Raw genomic sequence first — 15,429 nt, forward strand, 5'->3', positions numbered from 1 at the left:
CGACGTATGCCGAACTTGAACCTGTATATCGAGGGTCATACCGATCAGCGTGGAAGCGAGGAGTACAACAAGTCCCTGTCAGAGCGAAGATCGGAAGTTGTGATGAAGTACTTGGTGAACAGGGGTGTAGATGCAGCAAGGATGCAGCACGAGTGGTTTGGCAAGACAAGGCCGGTAGTGGACTGTGGAGAGTGCAATGCCGCCCAGCATCAGTTAAACAGAAGGACAGAGTTGAAGCTGAAGAAGTAGTATTAAGAAATACGAAAAGCTTAATAGCTTTTTAAAATAATCCTAAATTTAGAAAGAGGCTATCTCAAAATTAACAGTTAATTTTGAGATAGCCTCTTCTTATGAGAGTCTCCTTAAAGCTCTTTTCCCTTTTTCTGAAATAAGCCATCTGAGCTAGTTTCCGTTTCCTGAACTTGGACCTTGGTCTTTTGATATCAAATTCTGAACGACTGACTCTCAAAAATCCATTTACTGAACTAATGATGAAAGCTTAAAAAAATGATATTTTGGAGAGGATCCATCAAAATCTTTGAAAATAGGAAGTTGAATAATATCTTATTTTGATTCTGCAATTTTAAAATACAAAAAGAAAACCCCGAAAAAAGCTGAATAAAGCCAAATTCGGGGTTTTTGTGTTGTTTTAATTGTTAAACAAATGATATTCAATTTCTTAATGATTAAGTAAGAAGGTCGAACTTAAAAAATTAGATCTTCTACTTTAGATAGTGTTGATTTTATTACCAAACTTAATTTAAAGAATAATCTTTAATATATGCGAGAGATAAACATATCAAGGTCTGAAAACAGTCTTAAAACATCAAATTGTTCTTACTTCATCCCTACCAATTTTACATCTAAAGTCACTTCGTCATAGATCATTTTATCTGCAAGGTTTTCGAAGTAATTGCCGGATCTGTATTTGATATCATACTTTGTTCTGTCAAAAGTTATCTTACCTGTAGCAGTCACTTTGTTTCCTGCTTCTGTTACTAGCGCTGGAAATGTAACTGGGCTACTGATTCCTTTGATGACCAAATCACCTGTGATTTGAAAATCTTTACCATTGTTGGAAGTAGCTTCTGTGATTTTAAAAGTTGATTTTTTGTGTTTTTCTACCGAGAAGAAATCATCGGATTTCAAATGGTTTACCAATCTTTGGTTTGAGTTAGCATCCTTAATGTCTTCTACGGTAATGCTTGTCATATCGATTTCAAAAGAGCCTCCTAAGATTTTGCCGCTTTCATAATCTAAGTTAGCATCAGAAATATTTACTTTCCCAAAATGCTCCCCAGTAACTTTGCTGGCCTTCCAGCTGACCGTACTTTCTGTTTTGTTGACTGCAACTTTTTCAATTTCTGTGTTGGAAAATAGAATGCTGGAAAATAGTCCCAAAGAAAGGGCTAATGATGTGATTAATTTCATTTTTTATGATTGGTTTAAAATATTCTCCTTAGACATTTGAAAAGGGAATTGGTTTAATTTGGTTGGTTCAAAATACTTGAAGATTTATCAAATAAGGACTAATGTATTGAATTTAATCAATCACCTCCTTTTAGCCTCTTCCCAATAAACATCCATCTCTGCCAAAGTCATGTCTTCGATTTTTTTGCCAGAATCCTTGGCTGCATTTTCCAAGTATTGAAATCTTTTGATGAATTTCAAATTGGTTTTTTCCAAGGCTTCCTCAGGATTGATTTCAATGAATCTCGCATAATTTATCAATGAAAACAGCAAATCGCCAAACTCTCCAGTGGCTTTTTCCCGATCTATCTCCTGCTCATCAGATACATTGAATTCAGCTTTGAATTCCTGCATTTCTTCCTCTACCTTTTCCCAAACCTGATTCTTCTCTTCCCAATCGAATCCAACTCCCCTAGCTTTTTCCTGAATCCGCATGGCTTTGATCAGCGCTGGTAGGGATTTTGGCACTCCCCCCAAGACAGAGGTATTTCCTTTCTCCTTCAATTTGATTTTTTCCCAATTCTGCTTTACAGCCTCTTCATCATCGGCAATCGTATCACTGTAGATATGGGGATGCCTTCTGATCAGTTTTTCACAAAGACTATCTATCACTGTACTGATATCGAATGATTTTTTTTCAGATCCTATTTTTGCATAAAAAACAATATGTAGAAGAATGTCACCAAGTTCTTTTTTGATTTCATCCATATCATTCTCAAGAATCGCATCAGAAAGCTCAAAAGTCTCCTCTATGGTCAGATGCCTTAGACTTTCAATAGTTTGCTTTCTGTCCCACGGGCATTGCTCCCGCAGTTCATCCATGATGGTCAGTAAGCGATCGAAAGCATCTAGCTGTTGTTTTCTATTAGATAATTCAGACATATCAGGGAAACTAATTGGAAAGTATGGGGGTTTTGAAAGTATTGCGTAAATTTGTAAAAATTAATTCTATATGGCAACTCTATATTTGACATTGGCATTTGTGGCACTGTTTTTCATCATGATGTCAGTCAGGCTAATATTTCTAAAAAACGGCGAGTTCAAAGGTACTTGTGCGTCCCAAAACCCATACTTAAATAAGGAAGGTGAGGCTTGTAGCTACTGCGGTAAAACAGTAGATGCTGGTAGTAGCTGTGGTAATCCTGACAATGAAGTTGACAAAGTGTTGGCGAAATTTAAATAAACAATCTTTTAATCATCCAGTGAACTGGGTTTTTTCAATATCACCTAAAACATTTTCAAGTGGCTTTAATTAAATCGATTTCCGGTATTCGTGGCACCATTGGGGGCAAACCTGGAGAGGGTCTGACTCCTCTAGATGTAGTGAAATTTTCAGCAGCCTATGGTTCTTGGGTCATTCAAAACACCAATAATCCAAAAATTGTAATCGGAAGAGATGCTCGAATCTCTGGAGAGATGGTTTCCAAGCTCGTATCAGCGACGCTTCAAGGATTGGGGATTGACGTGATAGACTTAGGCTTGAGTACTACTCCCACTGTGGAGTTGGCAGTTCCTTTGGAAAAAGCTGGAGGAGGAATCATCCTTACAGCAAGTCACAACCCTATGCAATGGAATGCACTGAAGCTATTGAATGACAAGGGGGAGTTTATCTCAGATGCAGAGGGCAAAGATATTCTAGTCAAAGCTGATCAAGATGACTACCATTTTGCTGAAGTAAAAAAACTTGGTTCTTACACAACTATCGATGACTATATTGATAGACACGTCGAGCATGTCCTAGGTTTGAGACTTGTGGATGTGGAAGCGATCAAAGCGAGAAATTTCAAGGTAGTAATTGATTGTGTTAATTCTACGGGAGGTATTGCCTTGCCGAAATTGTTACGTGCATTGGGCGTAGAGCATATCGAAGAAATGTTCTGTACGCCTGATGGGCATTTTCCACACAACCCAGAGCCATTGCCAGAAAACCTCAGAGATATTTCAGAGAAGTTGAAAAAAGGGAAATTTGATCTTGGAATCGTGGTAGATCCAGATGTGGATAGATTGTGTTTCATGAATGAAGACGGTTCTCCATTTGGTGAAGAATATACTTTGGTAGCGGTAGCAGACTATGTGCTTTCACAGACTCCAGGCAATACAGTTTCAAACTTGAGCTCTACAAGAGCATTGAGAGACGTGACAGAGAAACGAGGCGGTGTCTATCAAGCAGCTGCAGTGGGAGAGGTGAATGTGGTGAACAAAATGAAAGAAACCAATGCAGTGATCGGTGGAGAAGGAAATGGAGGGGTGATTTATCCTGAGTCTCATTATGGTCGAGATGCTTTGGTTGGTATTGGTTTGTTTTTGACCCATTTGGCAAAATTCGGGAAATCCATATCAAGGCTGAGAGCTACTTACCCAGGCTATCATATTTCCAAAAATAAAATAGAACTAACCCCTGAGATTGATGTTGATGCTGTATTGGAAGCAATCAAAAAGAAGTATTCCAAGCAACCTATCAATGACATCGATGGTGTAAAGATAGAATTCGATAAAGAATGGGTTCATTTGAGGAAATCAAATACCGAACCGATTATTAGGATATATTCCGAATCGGAAAGCCAAGCAACTGCAGAGCATTTGGCAAAAAAAATCATGCAAGACATCAAAGAAGTGGTAACAGCTTCTTGAATATAAAGACCACCTTGATTATGCAAAAGTGATCAAGGTGGTTAAATCTTATTATTACAGCCCAAATATTGAAGAAGAATGAAAGTTTATTTTGACAATGCAGCAACTACTGCCATGGATGACGGCGTCATCGATGCAATGATTCCTTACATGAAGGAGCATTATGGTAATCCTTCTTCCGTGCACAGTCATGGAAGAGAGGTGAGATCTGCCATAGAAAAATCAAGAAAAAAGGTAGCTGAATTGCTGAATGCTTCTCCTTCTGAGATATTTTTCACTTCTGGTGGCACTGAGGCTGATAATACAGCGATCGTTTGTGGCATTCATACACATGGAATAAAACATGCAATTACTTCACCTATTGAGCATCATGCGGTGCTTCATACTTTGGAAGAATGTGAAAAAAAGGGTCATATAAAACTGAGTAAGGTGGAAGTCGATGAGTTTGGATCGATTAACCTTGATCATCTTCAGGAACTTTTGAAAGCGAACCCTAAGAGCTTGGTCTCCATCATGCATGCAAACAATGAAATTGGTAACATCAATGATTTGAGTGCTATCGGAAATATAGCAAAGGAATATGATGCGTTTTTTCATTCTGATACAGTTCAAACAATGGGTCACTACCCACATGATTTGAAGAATCTTCCCATTGACGCTGTTGTCGCTGGAGGACATAAGTTTCATGGGCCAAAAGGTGCTGGTTTCTTGTATGTGAATAAGGCAAAGAAAATCACCCCTTTTATTTACGGTGGTGCCCAAGAGAGAAATATGCGAGGTGGAACGGAAAATGTGATCGGCATCGTTGGGATTGCCAAAGCATTGGAGCTTGCTTATGAAGATATGGATGGCCATCGCAAGCATATAGAAAAGTTAAAAAGCAGATTTATTGAGCAGTTGCAGGAAAATATAGCTGGAGTCTCTTTCAATGGTTTGTCTGCCGATATGGATAAGAGTCTATACACAGTTTTGAATGTGAGTTTGCCTCCTTCTGAGGAAAATAGCGGCATGCTTTTATTCAACCTAGACCTTCACGGGATATCTGCTTCAGGTGGCTCAGCATGCAGTAGTGGTGCTACTGTAGGTTCCCACGTCTTGAGGGCTTTGGGGGCAAGTGCAGAAAGGGATTCTGTAAGATTCTCCTTCAGTAGATTCAATACTGCGGAAGAAGTAGATTATACCGTAGGAAAATTGAAAGAGCTATATGGAGTTATTGCCTAAGGCTATTTTGTCAAGTATATAAAAAATTACCAATACCTGACAGGTTTAATGATCAGTAAATCATTAAATACATTCTGAACCATATAAAATGGTCAGGTTTGCATCCTCAAGAATTAATCACAAGATGCAGGACTAATATCCAGCATAAATAATAAAGACAGTAGGGATTTTGTGAAGATCGATTTTGGTCTTTTTCCAATTCTGTACTGTCTTTGTTTGTATAAATTCATCAGCACCAGTCAGGTTTTTACCGATACAAAGTCTCGTATTTGGATGAAGTGTGTTTTTCAAATCTTCAAAAAGTGGATTGTTTCGAAATGGTGTTTCCATAAAAATTTGGGTTCGGTTACTCTTGATAGATTCGGCTTCCAGGTTTTTGATTGCAGCTATCCTATCTTTTTTGTCAATCGGAAGATAGCCGTGGAATGCAAAAGACTGTCCATTGAATCCTGATCCCATCAATGCCAAAAACATAGAGCTCGGCCCAGAAAGTGGTACTACCTGAACACCTTTCTCATGTGCCCATGCTACAGCAATGGCTCCAGGGTCAGCGATCCCGGGGCATCCTGCCTCAGAAATAATGCCCATATCTTGTCCATTGAGGATTGGTTGCATCAGTTCTGCAAGTTGTGGGGTTCGCGTTTTTTTATTTAGTATTTCCAAATGTAAATCCTCTATCACAATGCCCAATTTAAGGCTGCTGATATATCTTCTTGCTGTCCTCAGTTCTTCTACAAGATAATGTTTGGTGTTTTTGACCACCTCTTTTATCTGAGGAGACATGACTGATTGTGAAGTATTCTCAGCTAGGCTAGATGGGATTAGATAGAGTTTTCCTTTCATGCTGCAAAGATGGGCATAAAATAGTCAATGGTCAACAGTTTATTGTTTGTAGGTTTCTTCAGAAAAGTTTACATTTAACGAAACAAATACTCTCTTTGTTTCGTTTGTTTGTATGATAAAAAAATGAATGGTAAAGCGATTTGAAACAAAGCTCTTAGAAGAAGCGGAAGACTTTTTGATCGGTAAGATTGGAACACAAGAGAGGGATGAGTATGAATTTGAATTAAAACTTGAAATAATTGGTGATATGATTAAAATCGCTCGCAAAAAACGAAAACTGACTCAGGAACAATTAGGAGAATTGGTAGGAGTGAAAAAAGCACAAATATCAAGACTAGAGAATAGCACTGGCAATGTGACATTTGAGACTGTAGTTCGGATTTTCAATGCTTTGGGAGCAAAAATTAACGTAAATCTTAAGATGTAAAAAATCAATTTTGTCAATAGTTTTTCTTGTCGGAAAAGAAAAACTTATGCATATTTTTTTTCTAAAAGAAAGAAAAATCAGAAAAGACCATAGTTTTTTCGAACTATGGTCTTTTCTGATTTTTACCTAAAAGTATATTTCAATCCAATACCTGCCCTGAAGTAATTTCCATATTCTGTGGGGAAAACAGGAGATGCTTCAAGCAAAAAACCAAAGTTTCTTGAATTGGCAAATGGCTTAACTAACACGCCCAATGGAATCCCCAAATAGATACCATCTCTGTTGCCTTCAGTCCCAAGATGAAAACCACTGTAGAAATTTACATCTTCTTTTTGCACAAAATTATAACCGAAAGTGCCCTCTATACCTACGTTACCTCCTGTAGAGACTCTTGCTTCACCGAAGATTTTGTTGTCTGGATCAGTACCGATTGATGCAAATGTAGCAGAACTTAATCTATAAACACCTGCACTGATTTGAGCTTGTGATTCTAAAATTGCTGCAAAAAACAACAGCATGGAAAATAGCATTAACTTTTTCATAGTTTTTAAATAATTGGTTTTAGCATTTTTTAACAAATCACTTTTTAACAAAGACTCTGCCAAAATCAATCATCACTCAAAGGTTAATTCTCTTCCCTACTTTATTACTTTCAAAAGCTGATTCGATGATTTTCAGAACAGCTATTGCTTCTGACATTTTAACATCTAATTCTTCAATTCCTGTGATCGCCTTGGCAATATTTGGATAAAAATGCCTGTAATCTCCTCTCAGTGTTTCGTATTTTTTGGTTTTATTTTCCAAATACACCGTTCCCCATCCTTCTTCTGATTCTATTCCCCAATCATCACCTTGTGGCAATTCTCCAGCTTTGAGTGCTTTCTCTTGGACATCCAATCCATACTTTATATATGAACCCAGTTCTCCCATAAGTAAAAACTTGGGCATAGGCGCGTTGGAAAGCACAGATGCTGTGAGTTTGACTTTGATGGAGTCATAGCCTAAAGTGATATCAAAGTAATCGTCAGCGATTGCGTCTGTTCTTTGGGATCGGATATCTGCATAGACCCATTGTGGATTACCAAATAAGAGATATGCTTGATCTATCAAATGGGTGCCCAAATCAAAAGTGATTCCATTTCCGGGAATATCTTTTTCTCTCCAATTGTCTACCAATCTAGGTCTGAATCGGTCAAAATGGGATTCAAAATGTACAAGCCTTCCAAGAATCCCCTCTTTGATAAGTTGCTGAACCGTCTTGAAATCCCCGTCCAATCTTCTATTTTGAAAAACGGAAAGTACTAGTCCTTTGGATTTGGCAAGGGTGTTGAGTTCCTCGGCTTCTTTGGAAGTTAGCGTCACAGGTTTGTCCACCAATACATGTTTGCCTTTTTCCAAACATAATTTGGCCTGCTCGAAATGCAGATGATTTGGTGTGACGATCACAATCAAATCTGCAGCATCCGCTTCCAGCAGTTCCTCAATGCTTCTGAAAATTTGGACTTTTGGGTATTTCTCTTTGGATTTTTCCTTATTTCTTTCGACTACAGCGACTAGTTCAAGCTCTTCGCAGACTGTGATCAAAGGAGCGTGTGTTTTCTCACCTACTGATCCATAGCCTACCAAGGCAGTTTTTATTTTATCCATTAGGTCAATTTCGAAATTCAAACATTCATTTCCATTGCTTTCTTTACTAGTTCAAGTGCAGAGCTGACACCAAGTTTTGAATTGATTTTTTTGCGATGAGATTCTACAGTCAATTGGCTCAAATGTAATTCCTCTGCAATTTCCCTATTGATCTTTCCGTCTTTGATCATAATCAAAATCTGTAATTCCCTTTTTGAAAGTTTAAACTTTGCCTTGAATGCATCATCGACATAGTCATCTTTGTTTTGTTGCAAAACCTTCTGGAAACTCATCACATGACTACCATCCAATACTTCTTTGATAGTGTAGATTAATTCATCTGGATCTGCATCTTTCAAAATGTAGGCGCTGGCACCTAATTTTTGGCATTTTTTAAAAATCGATTCGTCTTCATACATCGATATCACGATTACGCGTGTTCTCGGATGTTTTTTTTTCATGGCTTGAATTACCCCTAGACCGTCCATATTCGGCATGTTCATATCTGTTAGTACAACATTGACTTTGTTGAACTCCAAATACTCCATAAGTTCTTCTCCATTGGTAAAAGTACCGCACACTAGAAAGTCCTCTTCCTCTTCAAGTAAGCTTTGAATTCCTTTTGCGAATAATTTATGGTCGTCTGCTATTGCTATTCTTATCATTTTTTGGGTAATATGCATATGCGCTTTCACACCAGTATCCACATTTAATTTGGTACATACTTTGAATTCAGCTGCTGTCGAAAGTCGACAGTCATCTGCCGACAATTATCCGCATGATTTGACGTGAAAATTCACTTTCAGGTGTCATTGCGGGGAATCATATTAGGTATTATTCCAAAAGATAGCCTATGCATTCGAATTAGGCAATAAAAGTTTGATTTGTGTTCCATTTCTTTCCGAAGAAATAATATTTATTTCTCCTTCTATAGTTTTCATCCTTGATTTTAAGTTGTGCAGGCCAGATCCATTCTTTTGAGTGGAGGTATCGAACCCGATTCCGTTGTCTGATATTGATATTTCAGTGACGTCTGATTTAGATGATAGATTTATTGATATCAAACTGGGTTTTGCATGCTTCACGGCATTGTTGAGACATTCTTGGATGACTCTGATAAGTACCAGTTTTTTGGAGTTGTCAAGGTTGTTAGACTCACCGGAAGTGGTAAACGCTACCTTACAAAATTCCAGCTGCTCCAGCTTGGAAAGTTCCTTTTGGATAAAACTCGCTAAATCAATGGATTCGACCCAGTCCAAATTCAGTGATTTGGAAAGCGTTCGGACTTCTTTGATGATTTGGTTGATGAGTTGTTTGCCTTCGTGGACTTTTTCGGGATTAGGGCTGCTGAGGGTGAGTTTTGCAAGAGAAAGCAATTGTCCAATATTGTCATGGAGCTCCCTTCCTACATGTTGGAGGGTCTCTTCTTGAATCTCTTTCTCCACATTCAATATTGTCTTTTCAAAGTCAGCTTTGATGCTTTCCAGCTTTTGCTTGTTTTGTATTTGTCTGTTTCTATGAATCAAGACCAAGGTTACGATAAAACCCACCATCACAACCATCAAAAAAAATCCGGAAAGGATCACAAAGAAAATATCAGGTGTAGGTTCAGTCATCAGGATTGATTTGTATGTCAGAAATTTAGTGAAAATTCATTTGAAGAATTAGTTTTTACTAAATTTTAAGTAAATATCATTATTTATCAAAACAATCTGTATACCCATCTTACTGCTAAAAATAACTTTTAATAGTGATTCTTGCATCTTTTAAGATCGTTATTGAAAAGGAAATTTTGATTGCGAACAATTACCTTCCTAATTTCAAATTTGAATATTTGCTATACTTTAGGTAATCAAATCGATTTAAACTTGAATTTGTAAGAGGGTTGTTAGAATATTTATTTAAAAATTAACTCAATTTAGAAGTTCTATGAACTAGCATAGGGATATAAAATGAAAAGCCCATTCCCAAGTACATAAGTACAGCCATAATTCTATTTATAGTTCCCAAAATATAGTTTAATTGTTGATCAATTGAAACTAGGAGATTAAGAGAAGAAAAGTATAAAAAAGTCGCAGAGTAAAAGAGAAACAAAAATGTAACAATCCAAAAAATTGGATTCGTCAATAAGTTATCATTTGTGTACCATTCTTTTACAAATAGATTTGAGAAAAAATAAATACAACATGTAATTATTACAAAACAACCGATGGAAAAAGGAATTGCATGAAATGAATCTAGATCTTTGGTTAAAAAACTGAAAGTTAAACCTAAAATGATAAAAGTGATAGAAACAATTTTAATGACTTTAAGAGAAATATTTGTTTTTAGAATACTTGAAAAAAACCAAAGAACAAGTAAAGTTTCTGCATATACAAAAAACAGATTGTAAGCTATTGTATTATTTATTTTTCTTAAGTAAGTGTATGTGCCATAAAACTCTAATATAGTTGCTACTATTAAAATAAGAAAAGTAATTAGATGCTGTTTTTTGTATGGATTTTTAAAAAAAAAGAGGGGTGTGCTTAAAAGCAACCCCACTAAAATTAGTCCATTATACCAATCTATTATTTCCATTTTTCAATTAAATCAGCAATTTGGAGGACAAATCCTTCCCCCATTCCAGCCTTCTTCTAAATCATCATCTTCTATTTCCGTGTGCTTGGTCAGTGGGGAAGAACTTACGTCTTGAAGCCCGTCTTCAGTCAAATTACACGGTTTCAAAACTAGTGAAATTCTCCCAATATATGCTTCTCTTTTTTCACGATTTTCTTCGATCATTTCTATAGTTTCTTTGTCATATTGGCCAAAATACATTTTTAGGCCGCCGACTTTACCGTCTTTATCTGCATCTTTCAATGCATTTTCGATTGTCTCTCTGTCAAACCAGACCCAATCTGTTTGTTCTTTGATTTGTTCACCTCGAAAATCTTCTCCTGGTTTGTTGATTTTACCATGCGCATGGTAACTGCCTCTAAATTGTTTTAGTTGTTTTCTGTTCATAGGTTATTAAATTAGGTGATTATTCAGCTATATTTTGAACTTTGCTGCATATAAATAAAGGAAGAAAAAATGAAAGACCAAAAGTTAGGTACATAATACCTGCTAAGAGTCTATTAAATGTAAAAACTACTTTTACATTTTCAATGATGGTTGCTGGATAAAACTGGAAAGTACTAAAGAGTAAAATGGCTTCTCCGTAGAAGAATACAATTGAGCAAGCTATCCAAAAATTAGGAACACAAAGGATGTTTTTGTCTGAATAGATTTCGAGCCTAAGAATTTTTTTGAGAAAATGAATGCTTAGTACAATGATGATCAGTGCGAATGGCAAAAACGTGAAATACTGGAATTCATAAAAGATGTCTTGAAAGAAAAGGGTGTTGGCTAATCCTAAAATAACTATGAAAACAGTAAACAATCGAATCCTACTTTTAATGATGGGACTAGATTCTAAACTATAAAAATAGAAAATCAGCAAAATAGACTCAATGTAAACCCAACCTAAGTTATAGAGCAGGGAATTATTGATGGACCTTGAAGCAGTATATTCCCCAGCTGATTCCATTACGAAAACCAGTGCAAGAATAGCTAAGATGATCCATTGATTTTTTATTTGGGGTTTCTTCTTTATTCCCCAAAATACAAGTGAAGCAATCAAACTTATTCCTATAGCAATCAGATAAAAATTAGCATTCATTAAAAGTAGTTTTATTTCCTACAAAGCTACGATGTTTGAAAGCCCCAAAAAATACCAACTTGTTGGTATTTTTTGGGGCTTCTTTGCCTTGATGTTTAATAAAACCAGTTAGTGATGGTCTTTTGCCCCCCTCCACATGAATCTAATTAATCCCGCATGACAAGGCGGAGGAAAGGGAAAATGCAATATCGGTGGATAACTCCCAACCCCGATGTGCCTATCCCGATATTTTCGGGAGGTTGAATCATCCTATTTTATTTCAATACATCAAAATTCAACTCCGCTGGAGTTGGGAAAGAGGTATTGTTGGATCCTTATTTCCACCGCATTTGCATGCGGGGTATATGAAATTTGTTCCCTTTCGGGAACAGGTTTCGTATAAGGAACGGGTATCATATAGGGAGGTGGTTTTTATGGCTATATGTGCCTATGTTTAAAAACAAAAAAAGGGAGTCGATTTCTCAACTCCCTTTTTTTTACTCAAAATTATATTTAAGCAGGCTTCTTAACTGGCTCTACTTCATTTTCAATCTCACGCTTCATCAAATCCACCACGATTGGTGTCGCAATGTAAATGGATGAATATGTACCTACCAATACACCGATAAACAATGCAAAGGAGAATCCTCTCAATACTTCACCACCAAATATCAACAATACAAGTACCACGATCAAAGTAGTGAATGATGTGATCAATGTTCTAGCCATTGTTTGGTTGATAGCGTCATTGAACATTTTCACCAATTTGGATGTACCTCTATTTTCGATATTCTCCCTGATTCTATCAAATACAATCACGGTATCATTGATGGAGTAACCAACTACTGTTAGCATCGCTGCAATGAACACTTGGTCAATCTCAAATGTAGCTCCCAATGCACTGGCAATCGCAAATGCTGCAACTACAAAGAATACATCATGAATCAATGCAATGATAGATCCAAGCGAGAATTGCCATTTACGGAACCTCAATAAGATGTATAAGAAGATTGCGATCAAGGCAAAGAACATAGCCTCACCTGAGGATGCTTTGATATCATCTGCAACAGTAGCTCCTACTTTCGATGAACCTGTGATCGAGAATTGGTTGTCTTGTAGGTTTGTAGCGTCTTTGGTATATGTCAAACCAGTAACTGTAGCAATCCCTTCTTTCACTTTTTGTTCTACTTCAGTATTCGACGCATCGTCGTCTTCATTGATTAGGTAAGAAGTCGTTACTTTCAAAATGTTGTTCCCACCAAAGGTTTTTACTTCAACAGAACCATCAAACTCATTGTCCAATCCAACTTTCAAGTCTGAAGTTGCTATTGGTTGATTGAATTCTACGATATAAGATCTACCACCTGTGAAATCAACCCCAAACTTCAAACCACTGATCAATGCTACTGCAAGACCGATGATAATAAATCCTGTAGAGAAAAGATAAGCTACTTTACGTTTGCTCAAGAAATCAATATTCAGGTTGCTCAATACGTTTTTAGCAAATGGAGTGGCGAAAGAAATTGAACTCTTATCACCTCCTTTTTTGCTCATCCAGTAAACAATTACTCTTGTAATAAATACAGAAGAGAAGAAAGAGGAAGCGATACCAATCATCAATACGATTGCAAATCCTTTAACAGGACCTTGGCCCAATGCATAAAGGATAGCACCAGTAAGGAATGTTGTCACATTCGAATCCAAAATAGCGGAGAACGCCTTGCTGTAACCTTCATTGATTGCTACTAATAATCCAGCTCCATTGCGTAGCTCTTCTTTAATCCTCTCAAAGATCAAGACATTCGCATCTATCGACATACCGATGGTCAACACGATACCTGCTATACCCGGTAAAGTCAATGCCGCTCCTAGTTGGGCAAGAATACCTAAGATGAAGAAGATGTTGAAAACCAATGCAGCGATAGCTACAAAACCACCTTTAGCATAATAAGCTACCATGAAAAGCACAACTAGCACTAAACCTGCAATCATTGAAACTACACCTTGATTGCTGGCTTCCTTACCTAGTGTAGGCCCTACGAATGCTTCTTCAACGATCTTAGTTGGCGCTGGTAAGCTACCAGACTTCAAGATGTTTGCCAAATCTTTTGCTTCTTCCAATGAGAAGTTTCCAGTGATTTCAGATGAACCATTGGGTATTTCACCTTGAATAGTTGGGGCAGTATAGACATAATCATCCAATACAACTGCTATACTTTTACCAATATTTTCAGCAGTAAGTTTTCTCCACTTTCTTGCTCCATCTGCATTCATTTGCATGCTTACGGCAGGACGAGAAGATTGGTCAAGGACTTGTCTAGCATCAGTGATTACATCACCTTCCAAAAGTGCCATATCAGAGTTTCTTGTCAATTTGATTCCATAAAGCTCCAAAAGCTCCATTCCGTCAGCTTTCCGTGGCTTTACAGCCCACAGGAATTTCACGTCTCTTGGCAAGACAGATTTCACATCTTCTCTTGCAAAGATTCTATTGATAGTTACTGTATCTCTGATTTCATAGATCAGACCATAATTCGCTTTTGTCAATGCAAATATTGGTGAGATTTCAGAAGAAAAATCCGAAGTGCTATCACCATCTGCAAGTTGCTGCTCTAGTGAGGAGATTTCCTCTTCTTCTTGAGTCTCTCCTTCTTCTTCCGAAGCAAGGACTTCTTCAACACTTGTTCCAGCTTTTTGTGCTTTGGCTTCTGCTACCAAAAGGGCATTTGCAGCCTCTAATTCACCAGCATAATCGTTGATCTCTGCTACTTCCCAAAACTGCAATTTGGCAACTCCCTGAAGTAAGTTTCTTACTCGCTCTTGGTTATCAACTCCAGGTAGTTCGATTTGAATTCTTCCAGAACCTTGGATTCTTTGGATGTTTGGCTGTGATGTACCAAAACGGTCAACACGGGTTCTTAAGATATTGAAAGATCTTTCGATCGCATTTTCAACTTCAGCATCGATGATTCCCAAAATGTCAGCATCAGATGACTCAAGGGAAATTCTACCTCTGTTGGCCGCTGTAGCAAATACTGTATTCAGCTTTTTGTCTCCAGCTTTGGACTGCCAAGATCTGTAGAAAGTATCTACAAACTTTTCGTTGGTAGTTTTTGCTGCTTCTGTGGCTTCTTCCAATGCTGCATTGAACATTGGGTCTTTGCTATTTCCTGAGAGTCCTTTTACGATCTCCACTGGAGATACTTCCAAAGTAACATGCATACCACCCTGCAAATCAAGGCCTAAGCCTAATTCTGTTTCTTTGATTTCTTTGTATGTGAAGTCAGCTCCCAAAAATCTGTAAACTGGCTCTCTGTAGATAGAATCTAAGTATGATTGTTTTTTACCGAAGTCAACATTTCCGACTTCGTCAGTAGCATATTCTACAGCCTTCTGCTGAATATTGCTAGATACAAATGTGAATGACAGATAGTACAGACATAGTGCTGTAATGATTACTGTCAAAAACACAATAACACCTTGGTTACGCATAGTAATTGTATAATTATAGATTGATTTTTAAAATGAATGA

At 37.3% G+C, this 15,429-nt stretch carries 16 protein-coding genes; 5 read left to right on the forward strand and 11 right to left on the reverse strand.

Annotation, left to right across the window (positions count from 1 at the left end; genetic code table 11):
• Window positions 1–6 precede the first annotated feature (6 nt).
• Window positions 7–249, forward strand: a complete 243-nt coding sequence (locus MM213_RS19625) for an OmpA family protein (protein ID WP_241414623.1) — start codon at window positions 7–9, stop codon at window positions 247–249.
• Window positions 250–837: 588 nt separating this feature from the next.
• On the opposite strand, the gene MM213_RS19630 is transcribed toward MM213_RS19625, so the two are convergent.
• A complete protein-coding gene (locus tag MM213_RS19630; RefSeq protein ID WP_241414588.1) occupies window positions 838–1,431 on the reverse strand; it encodes a YceI family protein in 594 nt (197 codons plus the stop codon).
• A gap of 120 nt (window positions 1,432–1,551) precedes the next feature.
• Window positions 1,552–2,352 carry a nucleoside triphosphate pyrophosphohydrolase gene (gene mazG / locus MM213_RS19635; RefSeq protein WP_241414589.1) on the reverse strand — a complete coding sequence of 267 codons (801 nt, stop codon included), beginning with the start codon at window positions 2,350–2,352 and terminating at the stop codon, window positions 1,552–1,554.
• 70 nt (window positions 2,353–2,422) lie between these two features.
• On the opposite strand from mazG, the gene MM213_RS19640 reads away from it, so the two are divergent.
• From MM213_RS19640 to MM213_RS19650, 3 genes are all read left to right on the forward strand, one after another.
• The gene (locus tag MM213_RS19640; RefSeq protein WP_241414590.1) at window positions 2,423–2,653 is read left to right on the forward strand and encodes a hypothetical protein; all 231 of its coding nucleotides are present in this window, start codon (window positions 2,423–2,425) and stop codon (window positions 2,651–2,653) included.
• 59 nt (window positions 2,654–2,712) lie between these two features.
• A complete protein-coding gene (gene glmM / locus MM213_RS19645; RefSeq protein ID WP_241414591.1) occupies window positions 2,713–4,101 on the forward strand; it encodes a phosphoglucosamine mutase in 1,389 nt (462 codons plus the stop codon).
• Between the two features lie 78 nt (window positions 4,102–4,179).
• Window positions 4,180–5,322, forward strand: coding sequence for a cysteine desulfurase family protein (locus tag MM213_RS19650; RefSeq protein ID WP_241414592.1), 1,143 nt, complete (start codon window positions 4,180–4,182; stop codon window positions 5,320–5,322).
• A 132-nt stretch (window positions 5,323–5,454) separates the two neighbouring features.
• Here the strand turns inward: MM213_RS19650 and MM213_RS19655 are convergent, their stop codons facing one another.
• Window positions 5,455–6,165 carry an SAM-dependent methyltransferase gene (locus MM213_RS19655; RefSeq protein ID WP_241414593.1) on the reverse strand — a complete coding sequence of 237 codons (711 nt, stop codon included), beginning with the start codon at window positions 6,163–6,165 and terminating at the stop codon, window positions 5,455–5,457.
• A 127-nt stretch (window positions 6,166–6,292) separates the two neighbouring features.
• On the opposite strand from MM213_RS19655, the gene MM213_RS19660 reads away from it, so the two are divergent.
• Window positions 6,293–6,592 carry a helix-turn-helix domain-containing protein gene (locus MM213_RS19660; protein ID WP_241414594.1) on the forward strand — a complete coding sequence of 100 codons (300 nt, stop codon included), beginning with the start codon at window positions 6,293–6,295 and terminating at the stop codon, window positions 6,590–6,592.
• A gap of 122 nt (window positions 6,593–6,714) precedes the next feature.
• Here MM213_RS19660 and MM213_RS19665 read toward each other — a convergent pair whose 3' ends face one another.
• From MM213_RS19665 to secDF, 8 genes are all read right to left on the reverse strand, one after another.
• The gene (locus tag MM213_RS19665; RefSeq protein WP_241275047.1) at window positions 6,715–7,134 is read right to left on the reverse strand and encodes an outer membrane insertion C- signal; all 420 of its coding nucleotides are present in this window, start codon (window positions 7,132–7,134) and stop codon (window positions 6,715–6,717) included.
• Between the two features lie 76 nt (window positions 7,135–7,210).
• Window positions 7,211–8,239 (reverse strand): oxidoreductase, encoded by a 1,029-nt coding sequence (locus tag MM213_RS19670; RefSeq protein WP_241414595.1) that lies wholly within the window; start codon window positions 8,237–8,239, stop codon window positions 7,211–7,213.
• Window positions 8,240–8,256: 17 nt separating this feature from the next.
• Entirely contained in the window at window positions 8,257–8,883 is a 627-nt protein-coding gene (locus tag MM213_RS19675) for a response regulator (RefSeq protein WP_241414596.1), read from the reverse strand.
• A 186-nt stretch (window positions 8,884–9,069) separates the two neighbouring features.
• Window positions 9,070–9,834, reverse strand: a complete 765-nt coding sequence (locus MM213_RS19680) for a sensor histidine kinase (protein WP_241414597.1) — start codon at window positions 9,832–9,834, stop codon at window positions 9,070–9,072.
• Window positions 9,835–10,126: 292 nt separating this feature from the next.
• A complete protein-coding gene (locus tag MM213_RS19685; protein ID WP_241414598.1) occupies window positions 10,127–10,795 on the reverse strand; it encodes a hypothetical protein in 669 nt (222 codons plus the stop codon).
• Between the two features lie 12 nt (window positions 10,796–10,807).
• Window positions 10,808–11,221 (reverse strand): hypothetical protein, encoded by a 414-nt coding sequence (locus MM213_RS19690; protein ID WP_241414599.1) that lies wholly within the window; start codon window positions 11,219–11,221, stop codon window positions 10,808–10,810.
• Window positions 11,222–11,240: 19 nt separating this feature from the next.
• Entirely contained in the window at window positions 11,241–11,918 is a 678-nt protein-coding gene (locus MM213_RS19695) for a hypothetical protein (RefSeq protein ID WP_241414600.1), read from the reverse strand.
• A 492-nt stretch (window positions 11,919–12,410) separates the two neighbouring features.
• Complete coding sequence (secDF, locus tag MM213_RS19700) at window positions 12,411–15,389, reverse strand: protein translocase subunit SecDF (protein WP_241414601.1); 2,979 nt, start codon at window positions 15,387–15,389, stop codon at window positions 12,411–12,413.
• Between the last annotated feature and the right edge of the window lie 40 nt (window positions 15,390–15,429).

It is taken from the genome of Belliella alkalica (assembly GCF_022549785.1).
In the GTDB taxonomy this organism is placed as follows: Bacteria; Bacteroidota; Bacteroidia; order Cytophagales; family Cyclobacteriaceae; genus Belliella; species Belliella alkalica.

What these genes read in the sequence shown, in the direction of transcription:
- MM213_RS19660 (WP_241414594.1), top strand. Translation starts at nt 6,293, where the DNA reads ATGGTAAAGCGATTTGAAACAAAGCTCTTAGAAGAAGCGGAAGACTTT.
- MM213_RS19685 (WP_241414598.1), bottom strand. Translation starts at nt 10,795, where the DNA reads ATGGAAATAATAGATTGGTATAATGGACTAATTTTAGTGGGGTTGCTT.
- MM213_RS19655 (WP_241414593.1), bottom strand. Translation starts at nt 6,165, where the DNA reads ATGAAAGGAAAACTCTATCTAATCCCATCTAGCCTAGCTGAGAATACT.
- mazG (WP_241414589.1), bottom strand. Translation starts at nt 2,352, where the DNA reads ATGTCTGAATTATCTAATAGAAAACAACAGCTAGATGCTTTCGATCGC.
- MM213_RS19680 (WP_241414597.1), bottom strand. Translation starts at nt 9,834, where the DNA reads ATGACTGAACCTACACCTGATATTTTCTTTGTGATCCTTTCCGGATTT.
- MM213_RS19665 (WP_241275047.1), bottom strand. Translation starts at nt 7,134, where the DNA reads ATGAAAAAGTTAATGCTATTTTCCATGCTGTTGTTTTTTGCAGCAATT.
- MM213_RS19670 (WP_241414595.1), bottom strand. Translation starts at nt 8,239, where the DNA reads ATGGATAAAATAAAAACTGCCTTGGTAGGCTATGGATCAGTAGGTGAG.
- secDF (WP_241414601.1), bottom strand. Translation starts at nt 15,389, where the DNA reads ATGCGTAACCAAGGTGTTATTGTGTTTTTGACAGTAATCATTACAGCA.
- MM213_RS19640 (WP_241414590.1), top strand. Translation starts at nt 2,423, where the DNA reads ATGGCAACTCTATATTTGACATTGGCATTTGTGGCACTGTTTTTCATC.
- MM213_RS19625 (WP_241414623.1), top strand. Translation starts at nt 7, where the DNA reads ATGCCGAACTTGAACCTGTATATCGAGGGTCATACCGATCAGCGTGGA.
- MM213_RS19630 (WP_241414588.1), bottom strand. Translation starts at nt 1,431, where the DNA reads ATGAAATTAATCACATCATTAGCCCTTTCTTTGGGACTATTTTCCAGC.
- MM213_RS19690 (WP_241414599.1), bottom strand. Translation starts at nt 11,221, where the DNA reads ATGAACAGAAAACAACTAAAACAATTTAGAGGCAGTTACCATGCGCAT.
- MM213_RS19650 (WP_241414592.1), top strand. Translation starts at nt 4,180, where the DNA reads ATGAAAGTTTATTTTGACAATGCAGCAACTACTGCCATGGATGACGGC.
- MM213_RS19695 (WP_241414600.1), bottom strand. Translation starts at nt 11,918, where the DNA reads ATGAATGCTAATTTTTATCTGATTGCTATAGGAATAAGTTTGATTGCT.
- MM213_RS19675 (WP_241414596.1), bottom strand. Translation starts at nt 8,883, where the DNA reads ATGATAAGAATAGCAATAGCAGACGACCATAAATTATTCGCAAAAGGA.